Genomic DNA, 23,941 nt, shown 5'->3' on the forward strand with positions numbered 1-23,941 from the left:
CGCGCTATAACCAGCCGCGCGCCTTGATCAGGGCCAGCGCGGCCAGGGTGACCATGCAGGTGATCTCGCCCGCGCGGATCATCCGTTCCATCTCGGCCAGCGGCATCGTGTGGCTGGTCATGTCCGCCTCGGTCGCCTCCAGCCGGGGCAGGCCCTGCGTCAGGCCGGTGGCCAGATAGACATGGCCGCGCTGGGTCGAATAGCCGGCGCCCTGGTACAGGGTGCCGGCATGGCGCAGCCGTTCGGCGCGCAGGCCGGTTTCCTCTTCCAGTTCGCCCCGTGCCACCGTTTCGGGGTCGGCGTCGGGCCGATGTTCCCACATGCCCATCGGCAGTTCCCACAGCCTCGCCCGCACCGGGTAGCGATACTGGCGTACCAGCGTCACGGTGGGACCGTCCGGTCCCTGGCCCAGCGGCAGGATGACGACGAATTCCCCGCGCTCGACCACGCCGTAGAGCCCTTCACCGCCGTCCGGCCGGCGGATGATGTCCTCGCGCACGCGGGTCCATGGGTTCTCGTAGGCGATCCGCGAGGACAGCGTGACGAAGCCGCCCGAATCGTCCGGGCCGTCGGCGGCAGGGGCTGAGATGTCGGCGGTCATGCGTGCTGGTTCCTTTCGCTGGTGGCTGATCATGGCGCGCTGTCCTCAATGCTTGGCTAATGGCGCCGTGCGTCGTTATGTTATCCGGATAACGGAGTGTGCGCCTCGTCATGACTGTCTTACGGAGCGGGCCGGCCAACCCGACGCTGCGAATTCTCGCCGTCGTTCTGTTCAACCTGATCTGCTACGTCGATATCGGCCTGCCGCTGGCGGTCATTCCGCTCTTCGTGCATGGCACGCTCGGCTATAACACCGTCGTCGCGGGTCTGGCCGTGTCGCTGCAATATCTGGCCACCTTCGCCTCCCGGGCGCAGGCGGGCCGGTTCGTGGACGAGCGGGGCGCGAAGCCGGCCGTGATGATCGGGCTTGCGATCTGCGTGCTCGCGGGGCTGGCGCTGATGCTGGCCGGGCTGTTCGCGCAGCGGGCGGTCCTCGCCATGCTGCTGCTGGTCGCCAGCCGGATTCTGATGGGGGTCGGCGAAAGCTGGACCGCGACCGGGGCCATCTTGTGGAATATCGGGCGGGTCGGCGCGGAGCGGACCGCCCAGGTGATTTCCTGGAACGGTATCACCTCCTATGGCGGCATCGCTTTCGGCGCGCCGGTGGGCGCGGTTCTGGCGCAGGCTCATGGGGCGCTGGGCGGGCTGGCGGGGGTTGGGATACTCTCGGCGCTGTTGCCCGCGCTGGGGCTGGCGCTGGCCACGCGCTACGCCCCCGTGCCGCCGATCGCCAAGGGCGGCGAGGTGATGCCGTTCTCCCAGGTTTTCTGGCGCGTTCTGCCCTACGGCATCGTACTGGCCTGCGGGTCGGTCGGGTTTGGGGCCATTTCGGCCTGCCTGTCGCTGTATTTCGCCGACCGGCATTGGGACGGCGCGGCGCTGGGGCTGATGGTGTTCGGCCTGGTCTTCGTTCTGGTGCGGCTGCTCTTCTCGCGCCAGATCGGCCTGCGTGGCGGGATGAAGGTGGCGGTGGTCTCGCTGCTGGTCGAGGTCGGGGGGTTGCTGCTGCTCTGGCGGAGTTCGGACGTGCCGTCGGCCGATCTGGGCGCGGCGCTGACGGGGGCGGGGTTTTCGCTGGTCTTTCCTGCGCTTGGGGTGGAGGCGGTGACACGCGCCGGGCCGCAGAACCGGGGCGCGGCGCTGGGCGCCTTCAGCGTCTTTCTCGATATCGGCATCGGCCTCTCCGGCCCGATGCTGGGGCTGGTGATCCACAGTCTGGGCTATGGTCCGATGTTTCTGGTCTCTGCCCTGTTTACCGGGGCCGGGGTCGGTGCCACCCTGCTGCTGCGGGAGCAGGCCCGCCCGGACGCGGCCCGACGGTAGCCGCCTCGGCGGGGTCGGGCGGGGCCGATCGCGCGCATGACCCACCTTCTGGAGGATAACGATCCATGTCCGCTGCTGCCGTCGCTGTATTCTGCGGGTCGCGTTTCGGGGCCCGGCCCGTGTTTCAGGAGGCCGCGCGCGAAATGGGGCACCGGCTCGGTCAGGCCGGTATGCGGCTGGTCTATGGCGGTGGTGATGTCGGGCTGATGGGCACGGTGGCGGATGCGACGCTGGAGGCCGGCGGTGCGGTGTCCGGGGTGATTCCCACCTTTCTCGAGGCGCGTGAGGTGATGCATCAGGGCGTGACCGACCTGACGGTGACCGACTCGATGCACAGTCGCAAGCAGTTGATGTTCGCCCGCGCCGATGCCTTCGTCGTGCTGCCCGGAGGGCTGGGCACGTTCGACGAGACGATCGAGATCATGACCTGGCGGCAGTTGAAGCTGCATGACAAGCCGATCTTCATCGTCAATGTGGCGGGGTGGGCCGACCCGATGCTGGGCATGCTGCGGGCGGCGGTGGAAAACGGCTTTGCCGAGGCCAGCGCGCTGGATCTGTTCGAGGTCGTGCCCGACGTGGCCACCACGATGGAACGGCTGGGGGCAGCGATCCGCAGCCCGGTCGTCGATGATGCCAGCCGGTTGTAAGGGCTGGCCGGCAGCCCGGATATGACGGCGGCATGACAAAAAACGGCCGCCCGGGCGATTAGTTCGCGCGGGGGCCCTTGCGGAGAGGCGGGAGGGCATGTATAGCCCCCACACGAGTTCGGAGTGTAGCTCAGCCTGGTAGAGCACTGTGTTCGGGACGCAGGGGCCGGAGGTTCGAATCCTCTCACTCCGACCAGACTTCCAAGATGTCAGCGGGCGAATACCACCGCGAAGCGGTGATGTGCCCGCGTCATCGGGTATTTTCCGGAATATGAGAGATTATCTCACGCCCAGATCATATTTGATCCGGTCGGGGCGTGCGTGGCTTGACGCCAGCGTGGTTTCTGCAGCGGCCCTCTTAAGGGGCGGTCAATCTCTTGCTGTCATGCTGGCAGCCGGCGCGGTCGGACCGTGCCTGTCCTGCATGCGGTTTCCGGCACGATCATGGTCTTCTCGCTGCTGCGGCGCCTGCGCCGTTCCCGACCTCCTCCCGGTCGTGTCCAACTGGCGGACATTGCCGAATCCTCGGTGCTGCTTGAAGCCTGTCCGGCGCGTGCCGCGCGTTTTGCGCCGGCCGATGCGCGGCGCAATGGCGCTGCCAACCCGTTTCTTGATTGGGTCAGTATGCCGGTCGGGCTGACGGCCCATGTCCTGCGCGATGTCGTATACGACGTGGACAGCCGGGTGCTGATCAAAGACGGAGATCTGGTGGCGGAGACCTGTTACCTCCAGCCGCCCGAATTGCTGGCGGCGTTGCGGGTCGATCCGGCCCGCCTGATCCGCCATGCGGGGCCGGGGGTGGCGGTGCCGTGCAGCGACCACTGGCCGGGCAATTACTATCACTGGATGACGCATGCCCTGCCGGTGATGGCGGCCCTGTCGGACCGGCCGGAGATTCGTCGCCGGGGGCGGCTCTCCTGGTTGTTGCCCGACCTGCTGCCGTGGCAGCGCCAGACGCTGGATCTGCTGGGTGCGGATGGCGGTGGCTGGCCGGTACTGGCGGCCGGGCGCCAGTACCGGCTGGATCGCGTGGTCTACTGCAATATCGTGGCCGGGGCGGCCGATTTCGCGCTGTCGCGGCTATGCCAGTCGGTTTTCCCGCGCATGGCGGCGCGCGTGCCGGTCACCCGTCGGCGGGGGCTGCGGCTGTATGTCGACCGGGGCGGGGCGGGCAATCGGGTGATCCCCAACGAGGGCGCGCTGGCGGCGGCGCTGGCGGCGGAGGGGTTCTGCGTGGTGCGGCCCGAGCGGATGCCGGTCGCTGAGCAGATCGACCTGTTCCGGGCGGCGGCAATGGTGGTGGGGCCCCTGGGGGCCGGCATGACCAATATCGGGTTCTGCCGTCCTGGCACCCTGGTCTACGAGCTGGTGCCCGATCACCATGCCAATCCGTGCTTCCTGGCGATGGCGATGCGCGGACATCTGAACTACTGGGCGGATCTGTATCCGACCGGGGCGACAGGACAGGATCATGTCGCCCGTTGGGAGGCCGGGATCGACGTGGCGCGGGTGCTGCGTCAGGTGTCGGGCCTGTGGTCGTGCGGTACGCGGCCGGTTCTGGTGTCGGACGGCGCCGCGTAAGGCACCGCCCGACGGTCTGTTCAGGCGGTCGTGGCCCCTTTCCGGCTGCGGCCGGGGACCAGCAGGCTGACCACCACCACGGTGCCGATATTCACCAGCAATGCCAGCAGGCCGGTCGAGACCAACTGGTGCATGCCGCCGATCGAGAGCATGTGGGTGGGCTTCAGCCCGTCATGGAAACAGACATAGGTGCCGTACAGCGTGCCCACTGCCCAGCCAGCCAGCATTGCCGGGGCGGAGAAGCGCAGCTTGGTGATGCCCAGCACCAGTGCCGGGAACGTCTGCAGGATCCACAGACCGCCCAGAAGCTGCAGGTCGATGGCGAAATGGGCGTTCAGGAACAGCACGCAGGCCAGCGCGCCCAGCTTGATGCCAAGGGCGATGAGGCGCGAGGCGCGGACATTGTTGCGCAGGCCGGGCGAGATGTTGCTGGTCACCAGGTTGGCGGCGCCGATCGCCATGACGGCGGCGGGGACCAGCGCGCCGACGGCGATCGCGGCGAAGCAGAAGCCGGTGAACCAGTCGGGGAAGATCGCCATGAACAGGTTGGGGACGATCGAGGACGTGTTGGTGGTCACGACCCCGGCCGCATGGGCCATCAGCCCCAGCATGGCGATCAGGCCCAGCAGCAGCGTATAAGCCGGCAGCATGACCGCGTTCTTGCGGATCGTGTCGGCCGAACGCGCGGCCAGCACGCCGGTCAGCGTATGCGGGTAGAGGAAGGCCGCCAGCGCCGACGACAGGGCGAGCGTGGCATAGGGCACGCTCTGGCCCGGCATCAGGGCGTGGCCCTCCGGCGGGTGAGGCAGGTGCTGCGCCGCGGTGGCGAACATGGCGCCGTAACCGCCCAGATGCAGCGGAATGACCGTGACCGCGGCCAGGACCGCGATATAGATCATGATATCCTTGATGAAGGCGGTCAGCGCCGGCGCGTGCAGGCCGCCCAGCCATGTATAGGCGGCCAGCGAGATGAAGGCGACGATCAGCGGGATTTCGCCCGGCAGGCCCAGCGCCTCGATGACCGTGCGGATGCCGATCAGCTGCAGTGCGATATAGGGCATGACCGCGATCAGGCCGCTGGCGGCGATGGCCAGTTCCAGCGCCCGGCTGCCGAAGCGCGCGCGGACGATGTCCGCCGCCGTCGCGTGCCTTCCGTCATGGGCGATCTGCCACAGGATGGGCATGACCAGGAACACGAACGGATAGACGATGATCGTATAGGGCAGCGCGAAGAAGCCGAACGCGCCGGTCGCATAGACCAGGGCCGGCACCGCGATGACGGTATAGGCGGTGTAGAAATCGCCACCGACCAGGAACCAGGTGATCCAGGTGCCGAACTGGCGGCCGCCCAGGCCCCAATCCTCGGACCCGTGGGCAGCGGACTGCCCCTTGTGACTCCGGCCGCGCCACCACGACACCGTGCTGCCCAGCACGATGGTCATGGCGAAGAACAGGATGAAGACGACCAGTGCGGGGGTGGAAGGAACGTGCGATGTCATCAGCGTGCGTCCCGCTTCCAGACGACCCACACCAGCAGGGACGTCGCCGGCACCCAGGCGAACTGGTACCAGTAAAAGAAAGGGAAACCCAGCAGGGTTGGTTCCGTTCGGTCATAGAACGGAAGCCATAGCAACCCGATAAAGGGCAGCAGGAGAGCCAGGTACAGCTTTTTCATCCCGATTGTGGCCTTATTTTCTTGATTGATTGCGGGCATCGAACGACGAGGTTGCCCATCCCTGTCGGCATGTCAACCGGCAGCTTTCGCGGGGCCAGGAGGAGAGCAGTCGCGTGAAAAAGGATCGTAATTGATGCGCCTTCCGGCTAGAAGAACCCGGTGGGGTCCTGACTGAGAAGAGCAAGAACAAACAGTGCGTGTATGCGGCGTCGGACCAGGAGATGTTCACGTTCCACAGTAGAATGGGCGGAGCAGAGGAGAGAGCTATGACAAAGTGGGTCTATAGTTTCGGTGGCAGCGCGAATGAAGGCGGTGCCGGTATGCGCGAGTTGCTCGGTGGCAAGGGCGCCAACCTGGCGGAAATGGCGGCGATCGGCCTGCCTGTCCCGCCCGGCTTCACCATCACGACCGAGGTTTGTACCGCGTTCTACGACAATGGCCGCGCCTATCCCGAGGACCTGCGCGCGCAGGTCGGGGCGGCGCTGGCCGGGATCGAGGGCGCGCTGGGCCTGCGTTTCGGCGATCCGGCGGCGCCGCTGCTGGTGTCGGTCCGTTCGGGCGCGCGCGTGTCCATGCCGGGCATGATGGATACCGTGCTGAACCTGGGCCTGAATGACGAGACGGTCGAGGGGCTGGCCGCCAATTCCGGCGATGCGCGCTTCGCCTGGGACAGCTATCGCCGCTTCATCCAGATGTATGGCTCGGTCGTGCTGGGCGTGTCGCACCATCGCTTCGAGGACCTGATCGAGGAAACCAAGCGCGGCGCCGGCGTGCAGGATGACACCCAGCTGACCGATCAGGACTGGCGGGATGTCGTGGTGGGCTACAAGGAGATCGTGCAGCGCGAGACCGGCGCGCCGTTCCCCATGGACCCGCATGCGCAGCTGTGGGGCGCCATCGGCGCGGTGTTCGGATCGTGGATGAACCCGCGCGCCAATACCTATCGCCGCCTGCATGACATTCCCGCGAGCTGGGGCACCGCCGTCAACGTGCAGGCGATGGTGTTCGGCAACATGGGCCAGGACTGCGCCACCGGCGTCTGCTTCACCCGCGATCCCTCGACCGGCGAGAACGTCTTCTACGGCGAGTACCTGATCAACGCGCAGGGCGAGGACGTGGTGGCGGGTATCCGCACGCCGCAGCCGATGTCCCAGCAGCGGGCCCGCGAGGGTGAGCTGTCGATGGAACGCGCGCTGCCCGAGGCCTACGCCGAGCTGCTGTCGGTGCGCGATATCCTGGAGCGTCACTATCGTGACATGCAGGACATCGAATTCACCGTCCAGAACAACCGCCTGTACATGCTGCAGACCCGCACCGGCAAGCGCACGGCGGCCGCGGCCCTGCGCATTGCCATCGCGATGGCCGAGGAAGGCCTGATCTCGCACGAGGAAGCGATCCGCCGCGTTCCGCCCTCGTCGCTCGATCAGCTCCTGCATCCGACGCTGGACCCCAACGCGCCGCGCACGATGCTCAGCCGCGGCCTGCCGGCTTCGCCGGGTGCCGCCGGCGGCGCGATCGTCTTCAGTGCCGAAGATGTCGAAATCCGTGCCGCGCGGGGCGAGGATGTGATCCTGGTCCGGATCGAGACGTCGCCCGAGGATGTGCATGGCATGCACGCCGCCCGTGGCGTGCTGACCACCCGTGGCGGCATGACCTCGCATGCCGCCGTGGTGGCGCGTGGCATGGGGCGCGTCTGCGTGGCTGGTGCCGGCGGCATCCATGTCGACTACAAGGCCAAGACGCTGTCGGTCGGTGCGACGGTGCTGCATGAGGGCGAGTGGATCACCCTGGATGGCGGCACGGGCGAGGTCTTCGCCGGCAAGGTGGCGACCATCGAGCCCACCCTGTCGGGCGATTTCTCCACCCTGATGGGCTGGGCCGACAATGTGCGCCGGATGAAGATCCGCGCCAATGCCGAAACGCCGGACGACGCGCAGACCGCGCGCCATTTCGGTGCCGAGGGCATCGGCCTGTGCCGGACCGAGCACATGTTCTTCGCCCCGGACCGGATCGGCTTCGTGCGGCAGATGATCATGGCCGGCGACGCGGCGACGCGCGTCCGCGCCATCGACGCGCTGCTGCCCTTCCAGCGCCAGGATTTCCAGGACCTGTTCCGCATCATGGCGGGGCTGCCGGTGACGATCCGCCTGCTGGACCCGCCGCTGCACGAGTTCCTGCCGCATGGCGAGGCCGAACTGGCCGAGGTCGCGGCCGCCATGGGTGAAAGCCTGGAAGCGGTGGCGACGCGCAAGGCGGCGCTGTCGGAATCCAACCCGATGCTGGGTCATCGCGGGTGCCGGCTGGGGCTGACCTATCCGGAGCTGTACGCCATGCAGACCCGGGCGATCATCGAGGCGGCGATTGCCGTGTCGGCCGAAACCGGCCAGCCGGTGGTGCCGGAGATCATGATCCCGCTGGTGGGCATGGAAAGCGAGCTGCGCCGGACCCGTACCATCGTCGAACAGGCGGCGACCGAGGTGCTGGCCACGACGGGCGCGGCGCTGGACTATAGCATCGGCACCATGATCGAGCTGCCGCGTGCGGCGCTGACGGCCGACCGGATCGCGCAGCAGGCCGATTTCTTCTCGTTCGGGACCAATGACCTGACGCAGACGACCTTCGGCTTCTCGCGCGACGACGTGGGTACGTTCCTGCCCTTCTATCTGGAGCATGACCTGATCGCGCGCGATCCGTTCATCTCGATCGATCAGGAGGGCGTGGGCCAGCTTGTCTCCATGGGCGCGGAAAAGGGGCGGAGCGTCAAGCCGGGCCTGAAGCTGGGCGTGTGTGGTGAGCATGGCGGCGATCCGGCGTCGATCGGGTTCTTCGAATCCGTCGGGCTGGATTACGTGTCCTGTTCGCCGTTCCGGGTGCCGATCGCCCGTCTGGCGGCGGCCCAGGCCGCGCTGGCCGCGCGTGACGCACTGGCGCCGGCCGCGCAGGTTCGCTGACCGTCGTTCCGGCCCTGCCGCACCCGCAGCGTTCGCGGGAGCGGCAGGGCCGGCTTTTCTGATTGTTTCCATTCTCCGGGATGGCTTGGGCCGCCCGAAGACCGATGGCGGAGCCCGCTTGCCCCCATGTCGCATCATATCGTGCTGCATCTGGTGTCGGATGCGACTGGACAGACGCTGGATTCCGTCGTTCGGGCCTCGATCGCCCAGTTCAGCCATGCCGAAGTTACCTGCCATCGCTGGAACCTGATCCGTACCCGCTCCCAGTTGCGGCGGGTGCTGGAGGCCATCGAGCAGGATCGGGGGCCGGTCCTGTCCTCGGTGGTCGATCAGCGGCTGCAACATGAGCTGACGATCGGCTGCGCGCATATCAAGGTGCGGCTGGTCAACGTGCTGGACCCGGTTACTGCCGTGCTGCAGGACGAGCTGGGCGAGAAGGCGATCGGCCGCCCGGGCGGCCAGTATGTGATGGACGACGCCTATTTCCGTCGGATCGACGCCATGCATTTCGTGCTGGCGCATGATGACGGGCAGGAGATTGGCGGCCTGTCCCATGCGGATGTCGTGCTGGTCGGTATCTCGCGTGCCTCGAAGACGCCGACTTCCTTCTATCTGGCCAATTGCGGGGTCAAGGCGGCGAACGTGCCCCTGATTCCCGATCTGCCGCTGCCGGATGAGTTGCTGCATGTCCAGCGCCCGATCGTGGGGCTGACCATCGATCCCGACGTGCTGATCAGCATACGCCGCCATCGCCTGGATGTGATGGGCGACCGCCGGTCCGAACTGCTGCTGCGAACCGATAATCCCTATATCGACCCCGAACGGGTCGAGGAGGAGGTTCGCTGGGCCCGGCGCCTGTGTGCCCGCCATGGCTGGCCGCTGGTCGATGTCAGCCGTCGCTCGATCGAGGAAACGTCGGCCGCGATCATGGGCCTGATGGCCGACTGGGAAGAGCACCGCGCCGAAAACCGGCCATAGCCACCGGGCATGGGTCCCGCGACTGGCGTTACATATCGATACCTCTCCGCTCTGAAAAACACCCTCCTTGGTGCCTATATGGATCGGGAACGCGGGAGATTCGGCACATGCGGCGATTTCTGATGTTAGGGGCGGCCACGCTCATGCTGGGTGTGGCGGTGGCGCCGGCCGGAGCCCTGGCTCAGCACGGCGGCGGTGGCGGGCATGGTGGTGGTGGTGGCCATGGCTTTGGTGGTGGCGGCGGCTACCATGGCGGAGGAGGCGGCTGGCACGGCGGCGGCTATCGGGGCGGCGGAGGCTACTATCGCGGCGGTGGCGGCTATGGTGGTTACCGTGGCGGCTGGGGTGGTTACCGTGGCGGCTGGGGTGGCTGGGGCTATCCCGGCTGGGGCTGGCCGCTGGCGTTCGGCACGATGTCCGGCATGGCCGCCGGGGCCGCGGCTTATGGTGCGTACGACGATGGGTACGGCGCTGATTACGATGACTACCCTCCGCCGGCGTACGAGGGCGGCGCCTATCCGCCTGCGGGCTATGGCTACCCTTATCCGGCGCAGCCTTACCCCGCGCAGCCTTATGCGGCCCAGCCCTATGCACCGCCTGCGCCTCCTCCCCCGCCGCCCTCGCCTGCCGTGACCTGCACGGGTGGCCGGTTCTTCAATCAACTGACCGAAAGCTGCGACAGCCCCTGATGTGCCGATGAGACGGGCTCGTGCGGAGGCGCGATTCCGTTAGGAGATTCTTGAGCGCGAACGCTGACGTCATGATCATGACATACTATGTCTTAGACTGGAATTGCCGGGGAAGGGTGGGCGGTTTCCATCCATCCGGCATTGGAGCATGGACAGGACTGATGAAGAAGATCCAGACGCGCGGCATGGTGATGCTGCTGACTGCCGGCCTGCTGTCGACCGGTCTTGCCGCAGGGGCGCATGCCGAACCGGGCGGGTGCCTGAAATATGGCGCGGTCGGTGCGGTCGGCGGTCATGTGGCCAACCATCATGCCGTGCTGGGTGCGGTCGGGGGCTGTGCCGCCGGCATGTATACCCGCCATGAATATCGCAAGGGGCTGCGGGAGAAGGCGGCCCTGTATGACAAGGAGCATCCGGTCGATCCGCATCTGAGCATGATGGAGCGCTATCGCCAGCGTAAGACGGACGAGCAGAAAGCCACGCTGTGGGACGCGGAACATCCGCAGGCACCTGGCGCCCCGCACTGAGGCGTGGGCACGACCGGGATCGCCCGATAGCTGTCCCGGTCCGCGGTTATGCCGGCTGCGCGGGCAGCCAGCCCGCCAGTTCCTGCCGTGTCAGGGCCTCCAGCAGGTCGATGGTGGCGGGGGCGGCGTTCAGGCAGGGAATCAGGGCGAAATCGGTGCCGCCGGCGGCTAGGAATTCCGACCGGACCTCGTTGCCGATTTCATCCAGCGTCTCGATGCAGTCGGCCATGAAGCCGGGCATGATCACCGCTACGCGCGTGATGCCCTGTGCCGGCAGACCCGCTATCAGCGGTGCGGTATAGGGCTCCAGCCAGCGCGCGGGTCCGAACCGCGACTGGTAGGTCAGCGGCATTACCGTCTCATCCATGTCCAGGGCCTGCCGTAGAGCGGCCATGGTGCGGGTGCATTCCTCGGCATAGGGGTCGCCACGTTCGACATAGGCGCGCGGCAGGCCGTGGAACGAGGCCACGATCCGCTGCGGGGCGAAGGGCAGGCCGGCCAGAGTCTCGCGGACGGAGCGGGCCAGCGCGGCAATATAGAGCGGATGATCGGGAAAGGCCGGCACGGTGCGCACCGCCGGCTGGTTGCGCAGGCGCATCAGCGCGCGGAAGGCCTGATCGTTGGCGGTGGCGGTCGTGGTGGCGCTGTATTGCGGGTAAAGCGGCAGCAACAGCACCCGTTCGCAACCCCGGCGCAGCAGGGCGGCAATGCCTGATGCGATCGAAGGGGTACCGTAGCGCATTGCCCATTCCACCGCCACGCCATCGGGCGCCAGGCGCTGGGCCAGGGCTTCGCCCTGCGCCCGCGTGTACGTACGCAGCGGGCTCTCGTTCCGTTCCTCGTTCCAGATACGGCGATAGGCGCTGCCGGTGCGACGTGGACGCAGGGTCAGGATCGGCCCGCGCAGGATCGGCTGCCAGAGGGCCGGATGGGCCTCGATGATCCGCCGATCGGACAGGAATTCGGCCAGATAGCGCCGCACGGCGCCATAGCCGGTGTCATCGGGCGTGCCGAGATTGGTCAGCAGGACGCCGATACGGGACGGGGCGATGGAAGCGCCCGGGCGGACGGTGAGGAAGGTCATCGGGCCGGGATGTTACAGGACCCGTCCGATGCTGGCAAAACGGATCCGGACAGAACTGATGCCGGCGGAACGGAACGCCGTGACGCGCGTAATCAGCGACGGCGTGAACGGACGCGTACGGGAACCAGCTGGGGCGTCGGGGCGTTGCGCCATGCAAGCAGTGCGGCACAGCCCATGGCCAGGCACAGGCCAAGGACCGGCAGGGATGACGACAGAAACGCGGTAATGACGGTCATCATGCTCTCCATCCCCTCCGGAAACGGCATGCCGCCGAGGAATCCTGACGGTTTTCGCTTGCCGGAAGGCACTCGCGGCGGGATCGGACCCTGGAAGCAGGCCGTCCGGACCGCCTGGTCAGTCAAGCTTGCCGCTTCATGAATCGTCAAGAAAAAATGACGGGCGAGTGACGGAACGGCTGCGGCAGGAGCCCTGCGCTTTTATCAGGTCGCGCGTTCGGGCCATGCGGCGGCCACGCATTTGCGCATCAGCGACGGCAGGGCCAGCGTATCCAGATCGGCATGGGGCACGGCCATGCCGCCGATGCGGGCGATTGTATTGGGGAAATGCCCGACATGGGCGGCGTAGACGTCCACATGCAGGGTGAAATGGGTGAAGACGTGCGTGATGCGCCCGGCCGCGCGCCAGTCGGCGCGGGCCGGGGCGAAGGCTAGGGCTTCGGCCTCGCGCCAGGGTGCGGGGCGCCATTCGGTGCCCGGCAGTTCCAGCATGCCGCCCAGCAATCCTTTCTCCGGCCGGCGCCGCAGCAGGATCTGGCCGCCCGCGTCGGTCAGCAGGAAATGCGCGCCATGGCGCACCCGGCGGGCGGTGCGCGGCGCCTTGGCCGGCAGGCTGGCGGCGATGCCCTGGCGGAGGCCGGCGCAGGACTCCCGCCACGGGCATAGTGCGCAGGCCGGCTGGCGTGGGGTGCAGATGCCCGCCCCGAGGTCGAACAGCGCCTGGGCGAAATCGGAGGGCCGCGCCCGGGCCTCGGCGGAATCGTTCAGTGTCGCGGCGTGCCGGGCGATGGTCTTGCGCGATCCGGGCAGGGGATCGGTCAGGGCGAACAGCCGGCTGGTTACGCGCTCCACATTGCCGTCGACCGGCACCACCGGCTGGCCGAACGCGATGGCGGCGATAGCGGCGGCGGTGTAGGTGCCCACCCCCGGCAGCGCCAGCAGGCCTGCCATGTCGCGCGGAAAGCCGCCAGCCGCTGCCACGGCCCGGGCGCAGGCATGCAGGTTGCGCGCCCTTGCGTAATAGCCAAGACCCGCCCAGGCGGCCATGACCGTGTCGGATTCGGTCCGCGCCAGATCGCCGACGGCGGGAAACAGGTCGAGAAAGCGGTGGTAATAGGGAATGACCGCCGCCACCGTCGTCTGTTGCAGCATGATTTCGCTGAGCCAGACGTGATAGGGATCGACCGTCCGGCCGGGTAGGGCCCGCCAGGGCAGGGTCCGGCGATGGCGGTCGTACCAGCGCAGCAGGGCGGCGGAAGAAGGAGGCACGGGGCGCTTATGGCGAAGGATCGGACCGACGGCAAGCGCGCGGGCATGGCCGCACCCCCGCCCGAACCGCGGCGCGCGCTGACGATGCGCAGCCTGGGGGCGTTGATTCCGGCTGTGGCCCGCCCGGCCTTTCGCCGGCATCCGGCCGCGCTGGCGCAGGTGATGACCGATTGGGCGGAGATTGTCGGCCCGGATCTGGCCCGTTGCACCGTGCCGCGCCGCCTGTCGGCCGGGGTGTTGACGCTGGGCTGCGCCGGACCGGTGGCGATGGAATTGCAGCATCTGGCGCCGGAACTGATCGCCCGCGTCAACCGTTCCTGCGGGCATGGCACCGTGCGGTCGCTGAAGCTGGTGCAGGACCTGGTCGCGGGGGCGGCCCCACCCCCGCGACCCGCGCCGCGCGATCCGCCCCCGCCGGTGCCGATTCCCGACATGGAGGACGGTCCGTTGAAGGATGCGCTGGCCGCCTTGGGCGCGCGTATCCGCGAGCGTGCCGGACGGCGCTGAGGGCTGGCGTGATTGCCACAAAAAGGCCGGGATCGGGGCGCCGGATGGCCCGTGTACCGACAGGAAGGCGGACCGCGATCCCGTGATCGTGCATGCCGGACGGGTTTACCATGCCGCCTGTCCTGCCGACATGATGACGTGACCTACTTTCCTGCTGGAAGGGAGAATTTCGATGCGCAAGATGGCTTTCCTGCTGGCGGCGGCATTAGCCGTGGCGGGACCATTATCTTCGACCTCGGCCATGGCGTGGGGGCATGGCGGCTGGGGCTGGCACGGTGGCGGAGGCTGGGGACGCGGGCCGGGCTGGGGTGGCGGCCGGGGCTGGCGTGGGGGCGGCTGGGGGCCGCGCTGGGGCTGGGGACTCGGCGGGTTCGGGGTCGGGGTGCTGGCCGGTTCGGCGCTTGCTTCGCCCTATTATGGTTACGGGTACCGGTACCGCTATTATCCGCCGGCATACGCCTATCCCGCCTACCCGGCTTATCCGGTCTACCCCGCCTACCCCGCCTATCCGTACCCCGCGTACGGCTATCCGTACGGTTACGGACGCTGGTGAGCGCCCTGCCGGGCCGCCTGGATGAAGCGCGCGATCAGACGCGCGTCCTTGCGGCCCGGCGCGCTTTCCACGCCGGATGAGACATCGACCGCCGATGCGCCGCTCAGGGCGATCGCCCGGGCGACGGTTTCGGGCGTAAGCCCGCCTGCCAGCATCCAGGGAACGGGGGCTTGCCAGTTTTTCGTGATGGTCCAGTCGATCGGCTGCGCATTGCCGCCGGGCCGGTCCGCCCCGGCCGGAGGGCGTGATTCGATCACCAGCCCGTCCAGAGGCGTCGTGGCCGGCAGGTCCTCCGCTGTCGTGACGCCATTTGCGTGCCAGACGGGCAGGCGGAATTTTTCGTGGATTTCCAGCGCGCGCGCTATCGGGGCGTAGATCTGCAACCCCTCCAGCGCGACCGCATCCAGCGTTGCCGCGATCGCATCGTCATCCGGTGCCACGAACAGGCCGATGCGGCGCGGGCCGCCGGATGGCACGCGGGCTGCCAAAGCTGCTGCCTGCGCCGGCGTGACGGCGCGGGGCGACCGCGCGAAGAAGACGAACCCCACCCAGTCGGCACCATGGGCGATCGCGGCCTCCAGCCCCTCGGGCTCGGTCAGGCCGCAGATCTTGATGCCGATGGGATGGGCCATCGGGTCAGCCGGCCAGCTCCGCTGCCACGGCGGCGGCGGCGGCGGCGGGGTCGGCGGCGGTGGTGATCGGGCGGCCGACCACGATCCAGTCGGCGCCGGCATGGCGGGCCTGGGCCGGGGTCATGACCCGTTTCTGGTCGCCGGTTGCGGACCCGGCGGGGCGGATGCCGGGCACCACCAGCACCGGCGCGTCGCCCAGCCGGTCACGCAGGGGGGCGATCTCGTGCGGCGAGCAGATCAGCCCGTCGGCGCCGGCCGCAATCGCCAGCGCGCCCAGGCGCAGCACCTGCTGGCACGGGTCGTCATGGACGCCGATTTCGCGCAGTGCGTCGGCATCCATGCTGGTCAGTACCGTCACCGCCAGCAGCAGTGGGCGGGAATCGGCCGGGAAGGCGCGGTCCACGGCGGCGCGGGCCGCCGTGATCATGGCGCTGCCGCCCTGGGCGTGGATCGTCAGCATTGCCGGGCGGGTCTCGGCCAGGCTGCCGATGGCCGAACCGACCGTGTTGGGGATGTCGTGCAGCTTCAGGTCCAGGAACAGGCTGTGCCCGTCCGCAACCCGGCGTACCGCGTCCAGCCCCTGCGCATAGGTGAATTCCAGCCCCAGCTTGATGGCGTCGGCACTTGCGGCGGTCTGGTCGCGCCAGCGCGCGGCCTGGGCCTCGTCCTTGGTGTCCAGCGCCACGATCAGGCGCGTGCGGCGGGTGGTCATGGCAGGGGGGCCTCGTGCGATGCCGGCAGGATGGTGGTGGCCACTGGCGTGGGGGGCGGGTTATAGGTTTCGGCCTGCTGGCGGCGTAGTTCGGCCACCTGTTCCTCCAGCGTGCGGACCTGCTGTTCCGCCCGGCGGGCGCGTCCGCGCTGGCGCAGCTCGGCGAACCACACCGCGATCGCGCCCAGGATGAAGAATGCGGCGGCGACGATCAGCGTCAGCACGCCAACCGAGGATTTCCACCCCCAATCCAGGAACCACATCTGGATCGGGTCCTGGTTGCAGGCGCTGAAGACGATCAGCCCCAGCAGGAAAGGCACGGTGACAAGTAAACGCAGCATGGGCAGCCTCCTACCGTTTCGCGCGATGTCCGGCAAGGAAATCGGGACATTGCCGTGCGGCGAGCTGACGCCCGCAGATCGGCCTTGATTCCCACCGCGCCGGCATGGTGTCGTTTGCCGGATCGGGGCGGAGCAGGCTCTTGAGTGAAATCATCGCGTTTCAGCGCACCGGGCGCAAGGACGACGTGGTCTGGGCCGTTGTCGCGACCGTCGGCCGGGCCCTGCGTATTGCGGAGATCTATCCCGCCCGCCCGGCCGCGATGGCCGACCGCGACTGGCGGGAACAGCAGGTCCGGGCCTATGCGTCCTTCCTGCGCCAGACCCGCCAGCCGGTGCCCCGATACAGCGTGGCGCCCATCCGCCGCGCCGATCTGCCGCGTGCGTGGCGCCCCCTGCCCGCGCTGGGCTTCCTGCGCGGACAATTCATCTGAGACATCCGAGAAAAACAGCGCCGGATAAACGCCTCGTTCATCTTGCCTGCAGCACAGTCGCGGCTTCACGATCCGGAGTACGTGACCAAGATGCAGGATGGAGACGCCACCGCCACGATTGCCGGGGCGGCGGGTGGAACGGCCGCGCCGCGCGCGGAAATCGTCAGCCAGTATGTCAAATCGGTGCGTCTGGCGGTGCCCGGCGCGCCGGCGGTCCATGCCGCGCCGAAGGAACTGCCGAGGCTGCATCTGGACCTGGATGTCGATGCGCGGCAGGTCGCCGACGGCTCGCCGCTGTTCGAGGTCGCGCTGGTGTTGCGCTGCCAGGGGCGGACGCCGGGCGAGCAGGTGCTGTACGAGGCCGACCTGGCCTATGCCGGGCTGGTCAGCCTGCGCATGGCCGGGGGGATCGCCGCGCCGGAGGTGCTGGAGCCGCTGCTGCTGATCGATATCCCGGCCCTGCTGTTTCCGGCCGCGCGCAATCTGCTGGCGGACCTGACGCGGGATGCCGGATTTCCGCCGGTGCTGATGCAGGCGGTGGATTTTGCCGCGTTGCAGCGTGCGCGGCGGGCGGCTGCCTGACGCGCCCTTCCACCCGGCGCGCATTGCATTTCCCGCGTCCTGTTCGCACATTCCCGACTGAGTCGCGGCGCGTGCCGCATTCCGGATCGAGGATGGATGACGATGACGAACGGACGTGACCTGGCACCGGTGCTGGACAGGGTGGACCGCACGCTGGAGGCCAGTCTGGAGCGGCTGTTCGATTTTCTGCGCATTCCCAGCATTTCCGCCCAGCCCGCCCATTCCGGCGACTGCCGCCGGGCGGCGGAATGGCTGCGCGACGAGCTGACTTCGATCGGGCTGGAGGCCTCGGTGCGCGAGACGCCGGGCCACCCGATGGTGGTGGCGCATGACCGGTCGGCGGATGAATCCTCCGGGCGGCTGCCGCATGTGCTGTTCTATGGCCATTACGACGTGCAGCCGGTCGATCCGCTGGAATTGTGGGAGACGTCGCCGTTCGATCCGCGCGTGGTCCGCGACGAAGCCGGGGGGCGGATCGTCGCGCGCGGTGCGTCCGACGACAAGGGTCAGGTCATGACCTTTGTCGAGGCGCTGCGTGCGCTGAAGGCCGAGCGCGGCACGCTGCCGCTGCGCGTGTCGCTGGTGATCGAGGGCGAGGAGGAAAGCGGCGGTGCCAACCTGCTGCCGTTCCTGCAGGCCAATCGTGAGGAACTGCGCGCCGATGTCGCGCTGATCTGCGACACCGGTATGCTGGATGGCGGTGTGCCGGCCATCACCACCGCGCTGCGCGGCATGGTTGGCGAGGAAATCACGATCCATTGCGCCAATCGCGACCTGCATTCCGGCATTTACGGCAACGCGGCGCGCAACCCGCTGGAATTGCTGAGCTGGATTCTGGCCTCGGTGCGCGATCATGACAGCGGGCGGGTGGTGCTGCCCGGTTTCTATGACGGGGTGCAGGACCCGCCGGCCGAGGTGCGAGACCAGTGGCGTGCCATCGCGCCTTCCGACGCCGAATTCCTGGGGCCGGTCGGCCTGTCGGTGCCGGCGGGCGAGCGCGGCTATACCGCCGTCGAGCAGACCTGGTGCCGCCCCACTTTCGAGATCAACGGCATCAGCGGCGGTTATGCCGGCGACGGGTTCAAAACCGTGCTGCCGGCCCAGGCCTCGGCCAAGGTGTCGTTCCGGCTGGTGTCGGGCCAGGACCCGGTCCGCATTCGCGAGGCGTTCCGTGCCCATGTGCAGGCCATGCTGCCGGCCGACTGCACCGTTGCCTTCGCCGCCCATGGCGGGTCTTCGGCCAGCGTCGTGCCGGCGGACGGGCCGGGGCTGGGCGCCGCGCTGGCGGCGCTGGGCGAGGAATGGGGCCGTCCGGCGGTGACGATCGGCAGCGGCGGCTCGATCCCGGTCGTGTCGGAAGTCCGGCAGGCGCTGGACATGGATTCGCTGCTGGTCGGTTTTGCGCGGGATGATGACCGTATCCACTCGCCCAACGAGAAATACGACCTGGTCTCGTTCCACAAGGGTATCCGCTCCTGGGTGCGGGTGCTGGAGGCGCTGGCGCGCGACCGCCGGTTCGCCGCCTGAGATGGAGGGCGGCGTGCCGCAGGTGCTGGCCCTGACAATGGGCGATCCGGCCGGGATCGGGCCGGAACTGACGGCGGCCGCCTGGCAGGCCCTGCGCGCGGGCGGGCCGGCCTTTATGGTGCTGGGCGACCCGGCATTGTATCCGGGCGTGCCGGTGCGTGTGGTGGCGGATGCGGCGCAGGCGGCCGCGGTATTTGCCGAGGCGCTGCCTGTGCTGCCGGTCGGGCTGGCCGGCGCCGCGCGGCCGGGTGCGCCGGATGTGGCCAATGCGCCGGCGGTGATCGGCAGCATTGCCCGTGCGGTGGAACTGGCACTGGGCGGGCAGGTCGGGGCGGTGGTGACCAACCCGATCAGCAAGCTGGTGCTGAAGCAGGCCGGATTCGCCCATCCGGGCCATACCGAATATCTGGCCGAACTCTGCGGCGTGCCGGGGCGGGAAGTGATGATGCTGGCCTGCCCCGAATTGCGGGTCGTGCCGGTGACGATTCATGTGTCGCTGCGTCGGGCGCTGGATGGTTTGACCACGGACGAGATCGTGCGGTGCGGGCGCACGACCGCCGAGGCGTTGCGGCGCGATTTTGGCATTTTCGCCCCCCGTCTGGCCGTGGCCGGGCTGAACCCGCATGCGGGCGAGGGGGGCGTGATGGGCAATGAAGAAGGTACGATTATCGTCCCTGCCATCGCGACGCTGCGGGGTGAGGGGATCGACGTGACGGGGCCGTGGCCGCCGGATACGATGTTCACGCCTACCGCCCGTGCCCGGTATGACGCGGCGCTGTGCATGTATCATGACCAGGCGCTGATTCCGCTGAAGACGATCGACATGGCGGGCGGGGTCAATGTGACGCTGGGCCTGCCGATCGTGCGGACCTCGCCGGACCATGGCACCGCCTTCGATATCGCTGGACAGGGCGTGGCCGACCCGTCCAGCCTGATCGCCGCCCTGAAGCTGGCCCGCGACATGACCCGGAACCGGAGCGCCGCATGACCCTTTCCTCCGCCTCTCCCGCGCGGGCCCTGCGCCTGGGGGTGAATATCGACCATGTCGCCACCGTGCGGAACGCGCGTGGCGGCACCCATCCGGACCCGGTGGCCGCCGCCATCGCCGCCGTGGCGGCCGGGGCGGACGGGATTACCGCCCATCTGCGCGAAGACCGGCGCCATATCCGCGATGCCGATCTGGCGCGGCTGCGGGCCGAGATCGCGGCGCCGCTGAACATGGAAATGGCCGCGACGGACGAAATGGTGGCCATTGCGCTGGATCTGCGCCCGCATGCGTGCTGCATCGTGCCCGAGCGCCGGGCCGAGATCACGACCGAAGGCGGGCTGGATGTAGCGGGCCAGACGGCGGCGCTGGCCCCGCAGGTGCGGGCGCTGCGCGAGGCCGGTATCCGGGTTTCGCTGTTCGTCGATCCGGACCCGGCCCAGATCGCGGCCTCGGCCGCTATCGGCGCGGCGGTGGTGGAGCTGCATACCGGCGCCTATGCCGAGGGCCGTGCCGGCGAGTATGAGCGCCTGCGCCGGGCCGCCGCCCAGGCCGATGAGGCCGGGCTGGAAGTGCATGCCGGCCACGGCCTGACCTATGGCAATGTGGGACCGATTGCCGCCCTGCCGCAGGTGGTGGAGCTGAATATCGGACATTTCCTGATCGGGCAGGCAATTTTCGACGGGCTGGCCGCGACCGTCGCGCGGATGCGGCAGTGCATGGACGCGGCCAGGAACATTCCGGAACTTTGAAGGAAGAACCAGGGCTCTGCCCTGGACCCCGATCCCTAGCCAGGGGGCGGCGCGGTTATTCCATGGCCGACAGTGCCGCGCCTTCATCGGGCCGGATGCGGCTCTTCTTGCGTGGCAGGAAGAGTGCGGGGCCGACGGCCAGGAGGATGATCCCGAACGACCACAGGAAGGTGTGGCCGAATGCCACATTGAGCGAGGCGGCCAGGCTGGCCTGCGTGGCCGGGCTCAGGGTGCTCACCGCCGCCAGGCCGCCCTGGGCCACCGGGGAGATGCTGGAGATCTGATGGCTCAGCACCACCGCGAGCAGCGCGGTGCCGATCGAGCCGCCGACACGCTGCACCACATTCAGCCCGCTGGTCGTCCGGGCGATCTGGTGCCGTTGCACCGTGCTCATCGCCGCACTCATCGACGGCATCATGGTCGACCCCAGCCCGAGGCCGATCGTGAACAGGATCGGTTCGATGACCCAGAATGGCGTGGTGCTTTCGATGCGGCTCAGGGCCAGCATGCCGGCCGCCACGCATACCAGGCCCGTCAGGACGACTTTTCCGGGTCCGAGCCGGTCGGTCATGCGGGCGGCGAGGGGCATGGAGATCATCGCGCCGATGCCCTGCGCGGCCAGGAGAAGGCCGGTATCGAAGGCCGGCTCTTGCCTGACGATCTGGAAATAGAGCGGCAGGACAAGGGACATGCCGAAAAAAGCGGTTCCGAACAGGAAGGTCGTCAAGGCGGAGGCGCCGACGGTCCGCTGGCCGAACATCCGGACGTCGATCAGCGGGTCGCGATGGCGCATGGCGTGGAGGACGAAGGCGGTCACGAGCGCCAGGCCCGTCGCGGCGGCGATATCGCCGGTGAGCGCGCTGAAATTGCCGGCCGCCGCGATCCTGGCGAGGCCGAAGACGAAGATCGCCAGCCCAGGGGACAGCAGCAGCAGGCCCTGCCAGTCCAGGGCGTGATGCGGCTTGGCTTCGTCCGGTTCCAGGACCCGTAAGGCGGCGTAGAGCGCGATGGCGCCCACCGGCAGGTTCACGAAGAAGATCCAGCGCCACGACACGTCATCGACCAGCCAGCCGCCCAGGATCGGGCCGCAGATCGGCCCCAGCAGCATCGGCACGCCGATGATGCCCATCAGCCGGCCGATGCGCCGGGGGCCGGCGGCATGGCTCAGGATCGTCATCCCGGTCGGCATGATCATGCCGCCGCCCAGCCCCTGCAGCACGCGGAACAGGATCAGCGTGGGCATCGACCATGCCGCCCCTGACAGTGCGGAGCCGCCGAGGAACAGGAGGATCGAGGCCATGTACAGCCGCTTGGTGCCGTAGCGGTCGGCCGCCCACCCCGTCAGGGGAATGACGGTCGCCAGTGCCAGCATGTAGCCGGTTGATATCCATTGCGTCGTGGCCAGCGAAGTCCCGAAATCTCGTGACAGGTCCCGGACCGCCACGTTGATGATCGTCGTATCGAGGATCGACATGAAGGTGCCGAGGACGACCACCGCCGCGATCCGCAGCAGCTGTGGGTCCAGCCTGTCGTCATCCGGTCGTGATGCGCTGGTGGCATTCATGAGGCAGCCTTCCGTGAAAGGGCGGGTTTCCGCCGCGCGCGGACGGGAGCGTGCATGGGCGGGGATGAAAGCGGGGTACCGATGTCTTTTTGCGTCTTTTTCCTCGGAAAAAGAAGCGGTTCGACCTCGGATGAGCGAATCTTTAAAGAGATTGTTCCGTGCTGCTCGGATCGTCCTTTTCGTACCAGGCCAGTTTCGCGAAGATGTCCTCGCAGGCCAGCAATCTGGCGCGCTCTTCCTGTGTCAGGGCGTGGGTCATGGCGTCGGCCAGCCATTCGCGTCGTTTTTCCATGTCGGCCGACAGGGCGCGCAAGCCGTGTGGGGTCAGCGACAGGATGATTTCCCGCCGGTCCGCCGGGTTGGGCTGGCGTGCGATGTAGCGGCGCTGTTCCAGCGCGGCGATGGTCCGGGTGAGGGACTGGGGCTGCAGCAATTCATGTGCCGCGAGCCGGGCGGCCGGCATGGGGCCGAGCCGGTAGAGCGTGCCCATGATGCCGATCATGGTGAGCGGCACGGACTCCTCCGGCCTCTCGCGGCGGAGGCGGCGCCCCAGCCAGAGAATGCCGCTCATCAAGCGGGCGATGTCGCGTGTGTGTATGTCTGTCATTTAGTAAGTACTGCGTATCTTCTGGATGGTCATATGCTACGCATAGCGTATGGGTTCGCGTATGCCCATGACAGGAGGCAGGCCCCGTGGGTTTCAAGAGCCATATGGCTGACATGCTGCGCCTGGATCGGCAGGCGGAACTGCGATGGCTGGAGGTCGTGGTTTCCAGTGCGCTGATCGTGCTGCCGATCGTGCTCGGCCTTCTGGCGGGGCAGGAGCGGGCGGGGCTCGCGGTTGCCATGGGGGCGATGCTCGGCAGCAATGTGACGCGCCATGGGTCCGCGCGGGCACAGGGAGAAGAGATCGTCCTGATTGCGCTTGCGCTTTTTCTGGCCTGCCTGGTCGGCGTCGGTATCGCCGGCTGGGGCGGTTGGGCTGATCTGGCGTTGTGGGGTGTCATGACGCTTGCCGCATTGTGCGGCAATTTCGACCGGATTGCCGCGCTCGTCTGTGGCCGGTTCATCGTCTTTGTCGTGATCCTGACCGAGATGGCCCGGCAGGCGCGTCATCCGCATGCCATGGTCGTGCTGGTGATGGCGGGAGGTGTTGCGGCGGCGTGCCTGGTCTCCGTTCTGGGGAGAGGGTCGCCTCCTTCCATATTGCCGCCCCGCGATATCGGGCTGGGGGCGAAGGCCGGACGATGGGTCTGGTCGTTTCGCAGCCTGTCATCCTGCCAGTTTCCGCTCCGGCTCTCCGTCCTGATGGCGCTGACGCTGTCGATGGATGCGCTCTGGCCGGAGCGGCATCTCCTATGGGCGGCCTTGACCGTGGCGCTGCTGTGCAGGCGACCGTTGGACCCGGTTCCGGCCCGGGCCTCGCAGCGTGCGCTTGGCGCATCGCTGGGCGTGCTGCTGTCGTGCGTCTTCCTGTTTCATGATCCCTCGCGGGAGGAATTCATGCTGTTCCTGACCGGACTTGGCGTTGCGGGCATGGTGGCCAGGAAACAGAACTACATGCTCTACAGCATGGTTACGACGCCGCTGATCATGATTCTGGTCGGGGGGAAGAGCATCGGCGAATCGATCCTGGTCGACCGCCTGATCGCCACGATCGTTGGTGCGGGGTTGGTTGTCGTGGTGAATATCGTCGTTGCAAGAATGATAAGATCTTGTGAAAACAGGATATCCGGCCCTCGGGGCCTTGACGGCCGGGTTCCGGCCATAAAGCGGCCCCACGCTGTAGAGTAGA

At 68.0% G+C, this 23,941-nt stretch carries 26 protein-coding genes and 1 tRNA gene; 16 read left to right on the plus strand and 11 right to left on the minus strand.

Annotated elements, in window-relative coordinates:
• Positions 1-4 precede the first annotated feature (4 nt).
• Positions 5-601: an NUDIX domain-containing protein gene (locus HLH29_RS04000; RefSeq protein WP_182964731.1), complete on the minus strand. Its 597-nt coding sequence runs from the start codon at positions 599-601 to the stop codon at positions 5-7.
• A gap of 110 nt (positions 602-711) precedes the next feature.
• Here HLH29_RS04000 and HLH29_RS04005 point away from each other — a divergent pair, with 110 nt between their 5' ends.
• The 4 genes from HLH29_RS04005 (at position 712) to HLH29_RS04020 (ending at position 4,151) form a co-directional block, all read left to right on the plus strand.
• Positions 712-1,923, plus strand: coding sequence for an MFS transporter (locus HLH29_RS04005; RefSeq protein ID WP_182964732.1), 1,212 nt, complete (start codon positions 712-714; stop codon positions 1,921-1,923).
• Positions 1,924-1,988: 65 nt separating this feature from the next.
• The gene (locus HLH29_RS04010) at positions 1,989-2,570 is read left to right on the plus strand and encodes an LOG family protein (RefSeq protein ID WP_182964733.1); all 582 of its coding nucleotides are present in this window, start codon (positions 1,989-1,991) and stop codon (positions 2,568-2,570) included.
• A gap of 119 nt (positions 2,571-2,689) precedes the next feature.
• Positions 2,690-2,766, plus strand: a tRNA-Pro gene (locus HLH29_RS04015).
• 215 nt (positions 2,767-2,981) lie between these two features.
• Positions 2,982-4,151 (plus strand): glycosyltransferase family 61 protein, encoded by a 1,170-nt coding sequence (locus tag HLH29_RS04020; protein ID WP_338030169.1) that lies wholly within the window; start codon positions 2,982-2,984, stop codon positions 4,149-4,151.
• A 20-nt stretch (positions 4,152-4,171) separates the two neighbouring features.
• Here HLH29_RS04020 and HLH29_RS04025 read toward each other — a convergent pair whose 3' ends face one another.
• The gene (locus HLH29_RS04025; RefSeq protein ID WP_182964734.1) at positions 4,172-5,650 is read right to left on the minus strand and encodes a sodium:solute symporter family protein; all 1,479 of its coding nucleotides are present in this window, start codon (positions 5,648-5,650) and stop codon (positions 4,172-4,174) included.
• A complete protein-coding gene (locus HLH29_RS04030) occupies positions 5,650-5,826 on the minus strand; it encodes a DUF3311 domain-containing protein (protein ID WP_182964735.1) in 177 nt (58 codons plus the stop codon). Before HLH29_RS04030 ends, HLH29_RS04025 begins: the two co-directional genes overlap by 1 nt.
• A 266-nt stretch (positions 5,827-6,092) precedes the next feature.
• On the opposite strand from HLH29_RS04030, the gene ppdK reads away from it, so the two are divergent.
• From ppdK to HLH29_RS04050, 4 genes are all read left to right on the plus strand, one after another.
• Positions 6,093-8,777: a pyruvate, phosphate dikinase gene (gene ppdK, locus HLH29_RS04035; protein ID WP_182964736.1), complete on the plus strand. Its 2,685-nt coding sequence runs from the start codon at positions 6,093-6,095 to the stop codon at positions 8,775-8,777.
• A 126-nt stretch (positions 8,778-8,903) separates the two neighbouring features.
• Positions 8,904-9,755: a pyruvate, water dikinase regulatory protein gene (locus tag HLH29_RS04040; RefSeq protein ID WP_182964737.1), complete on the plus strand. Its 852-nt coding sequence runs from the start codon at positions 8,904-8,906 to the stop codon at positions 9,753-9,755.
• Positions 9,756-9,862: 107 nt separating this feature from the next.
• On the plus strand, positions 9,863-10,444 hold the full coding sequence (locus tag HLH29_RS04045) for a hypothetical protein (RefSeq protein ID WP_182964738.1): 582 nt from the start codon (positions 9,863-9,865) through the stop codon (positions 10,442-10,444).
• Positions 10,445-10,605: 161 nt separating this feature from the next.
• Positions 10,606-10,971: a hypothetical protein gene (locus HLH29_RS04050; RefSeq protein ID WP_182964739.1), complete on the plus strand. Its 366-nt coding sequence runs from the start codon at positions 10,606-10,608 to the stop codon at positions 10,969-10,971.
• 46 nt (positions 10,972-11,017) lie between these two features.
• On the opposite strand, the gene hemH is transcribed toward HLH29_RS04050, so the two are convergent.
• The 3 genes from hemH to mutY form a co-directional block, all read right to left on the minus strand.
• Positions 11,018-12,055 (minus strand): ferrochelatase, encoded by a 1,038-nt coding sequence (gene hemH / locus HLH29_RS04055; protein WP_182964740.1) that lies wholly within the window; start codon positions 12,053-12,055, stop codon positions 11,018-11,020.
• A 92-nt stretch (positions 12,056-12,147) separates the two neighbouring features.
• Positions 12,148-12,321, minus strand: coding sequence for a hypothetical protein (locus HLH29_RS04060; protein WP_182964895.1), 174 nt, complete (start codon positions 12,319-12,321; stop codon positions 12,148-12,150).
• Positions 12,322-12,495: 174 nt separating this feature from the next.
• Entirely contained in the window at positions 12,496-13,560 is a 1,065-nt protein-coding gene (gene mutY, locus HLH29_RS04065; protein WP_338030170.1) for an A/G-specific adenine glycosylase, read from the minus strand.
• Positions 13,561-13,569: 9 nt separating this feature from the next.
• On the opposite strand from mutY, the gene HLH29_RS04070 reads away from it, so the two are divergent.
• Both HLH29_RS04070 and HLH29_RS04075 read left to right on the plus strand, forming a co-directional pair.
• The gene (locus tag HLH29_RS04070) at positions 13,570-14,067 is read left to right on the plus strand and encodes a DciA family protein (RefSeq protein ID WP_408870086.1); all 498 of its coding nucleotides are present in this window, start codon (positions 13,570-13,572) and stop codon (positions 14,065-14,067) included.
• A 172-nt stretch (positions 14,068-14,239) separates the two neighbouring features.
• Positions 14,240-14,620, plus strand: a complete 381-nt coding sequence (locus HLH29_RS04075) for a hypothetical protein (RefSeq protein WP_182964743.1) — start codon at positions 14,240-14,242, stop codon at positions 14,618-14,620.
• Here the strand turns inward: HLH29_RS04075 and HLH29_RS04080 are convergent.
• From HLH29_RS04080 to HLH29_RS04090, 3 genes are read right to left on the minus strand one after another with little or no spacing between them, the layout of a single operon-like run.
• Complete coding sequence (locus HLH29_RS04080) at positions 14,605-15,252, minus strand: phosphoribosylanthranilate isomerase (protein ID WP_182964744.1); 648 nt, start codon at positions 15,250-15,252, stop codon at positions 14,605-14,607. The genes HLH29_RS04075 and HLH29_RS04080 overlap by 16 nt on opposite strands.
• 4 nt (positions 15,253-15,256) lie before the next feature.
• The gene (gene pyrF, locus HLH29_RS04085) at positions 15,257-15,964 is read right to left on the minus strand and encodes an orotidine-5'-phosphate decarboxylase (protein WP_182964745.1); all 708 of its coding nucleotides are present in this window, start codon (positions 15,962-15,964) and stop codon (positions 15,257-15,259) included.
• A complete protein-coding gene (locus tag HLH29_RS04090; RefSeq protein WP_182964746.1) occupies positions 15,961-16,305 on the minus strand; it encodes a LapA family protein in 345 nt (114 codons plus the stop codon). The genes pyrF and HLH29_RS04090 overlap by 4 nt, the downstream gene beginning before the upstream one ends.
• Positions 16,306-16,445: 140 nt before the next feature.
• Between HLH29_RS04090 and HLH29_RS04095 the strand changes: the two genes are divergently transcribed.
• From HLH29_RS04095 to HLH29_RS04115, 5 genes are all read left to right on the plus strand, one after another.
• A complete protein-coding gene (locus tag HLH29_RS04095) occupies positions 16,446-16,736 on the plus strand; it encodes a hypothetical protein (protein ID WP_182964747.1) in 291 nt (96 codons plus the stop codon).
• 90 nt (positions 16,737-16,826) lie between these two features.
• Positions 16,827-17,318, plus strand: coding sequence for a protein-export chaperone SecB (locus tag HLH29_RS04100; RefSeq protein ID WP_182964869.1), 492 nt, complete (start codon positions 16,827-16,829; stop codon positions 17,316-17,318).
• 96 nt (positions 17,319-17,414) lie between these two features.
• On the plus strand, positions 17,415-18,845 hold the full coding sequence (locus HLH29_RS04105; protein WP_182964748.1) for a dipeptidase: 1,431 nt from the start codon (positions 17,415-17,417) through the stop codon (positions 18,843-18,845).
• A gap of 1 nt (position 18,846) precedes the next feature.
• Positions 18,847-19,833, plus strand: coding sequence for a 4-hydroxythreonine-4-phosphate dehydrogenase PdxA (gene pdxA, locus HLH29_RS04110; RefSeq protein WP_182964749.1), 987 nt, complete (start codon positions 18,847-18,849; stop codon positions 19,831-19,833).
• Positions 19,830-20,582, plus strand: coding sequence for a pyridoxine 5'-phosphate synthase (locus tag HLH29_RS04115; RefSeq protein WP_182964750.1), 753 nt, complete (start codon positions 19,830-19,832; stop codon positions 20,580-20,582). Before pdxA ends, HLH29_RS04115 begins: the two co-directional genes overlap by 4 nt.
• 55 nt (positions 20,583-20,637) lie before the next feature.
• Here the strand turns inward: HLH29_RS04115 and HLH29_RS04120 are convergent, their stop codons facing one another.
• Both HLH29_RS04120 and HLH29_RS04125 read right to left on the minus strand, forming a co-directional pair.
• A complete protein-coding gene (locus HLH29_RS04120) occupies positions 20,638-22,146 on the minus strand; it encodes a DHA2 family efflux MFS transporter permease subunit (RefSeq protein WP_182964751.1) in 1,509 nt (502 codons plus the stop codon).
• Between the two features lie 142 nt (positions 22,147-22,288).
• Positions 22,289-22,753: a MarR family winged helix-turn-helix transcriptional regulator gene (locus HLH29_RS04125; protein ID WP_182964752.1), complete on the minus strand. Its 465-nt coding sequence runs from the start codon at positions 22,751-22,753 to the stop codon at positions 22,289-22,291.
• Positions 22,754-22,857: 104 nt separating this feature from the next.
• Between HLH29_RS04125 and HLH29_RS04130 the strand changes: the two genes are divergently transcribed.
• Positions 22,858-23,940, plus strand: coding sequence for an FUSC family protein (locus HLH29_RS04130; protein ID WP_182964753.1), 1,083 nt, complete (start codon positions 22,858-22,860; stop codon positions 23,938-23,940).
• Position 23,941 lies beyond the last annotated feature (1 nt).

Source organism: Gluconacetobacter tumulicola (genome assembly GCF_014174215.1).
Lineage (GTDB): Bacteria > Pseudomonadota > Alphaproteobacteria > Acetobacterales > Acetobacteraceae > Gluconacetobacter > Gluconacetobacter tumulicola.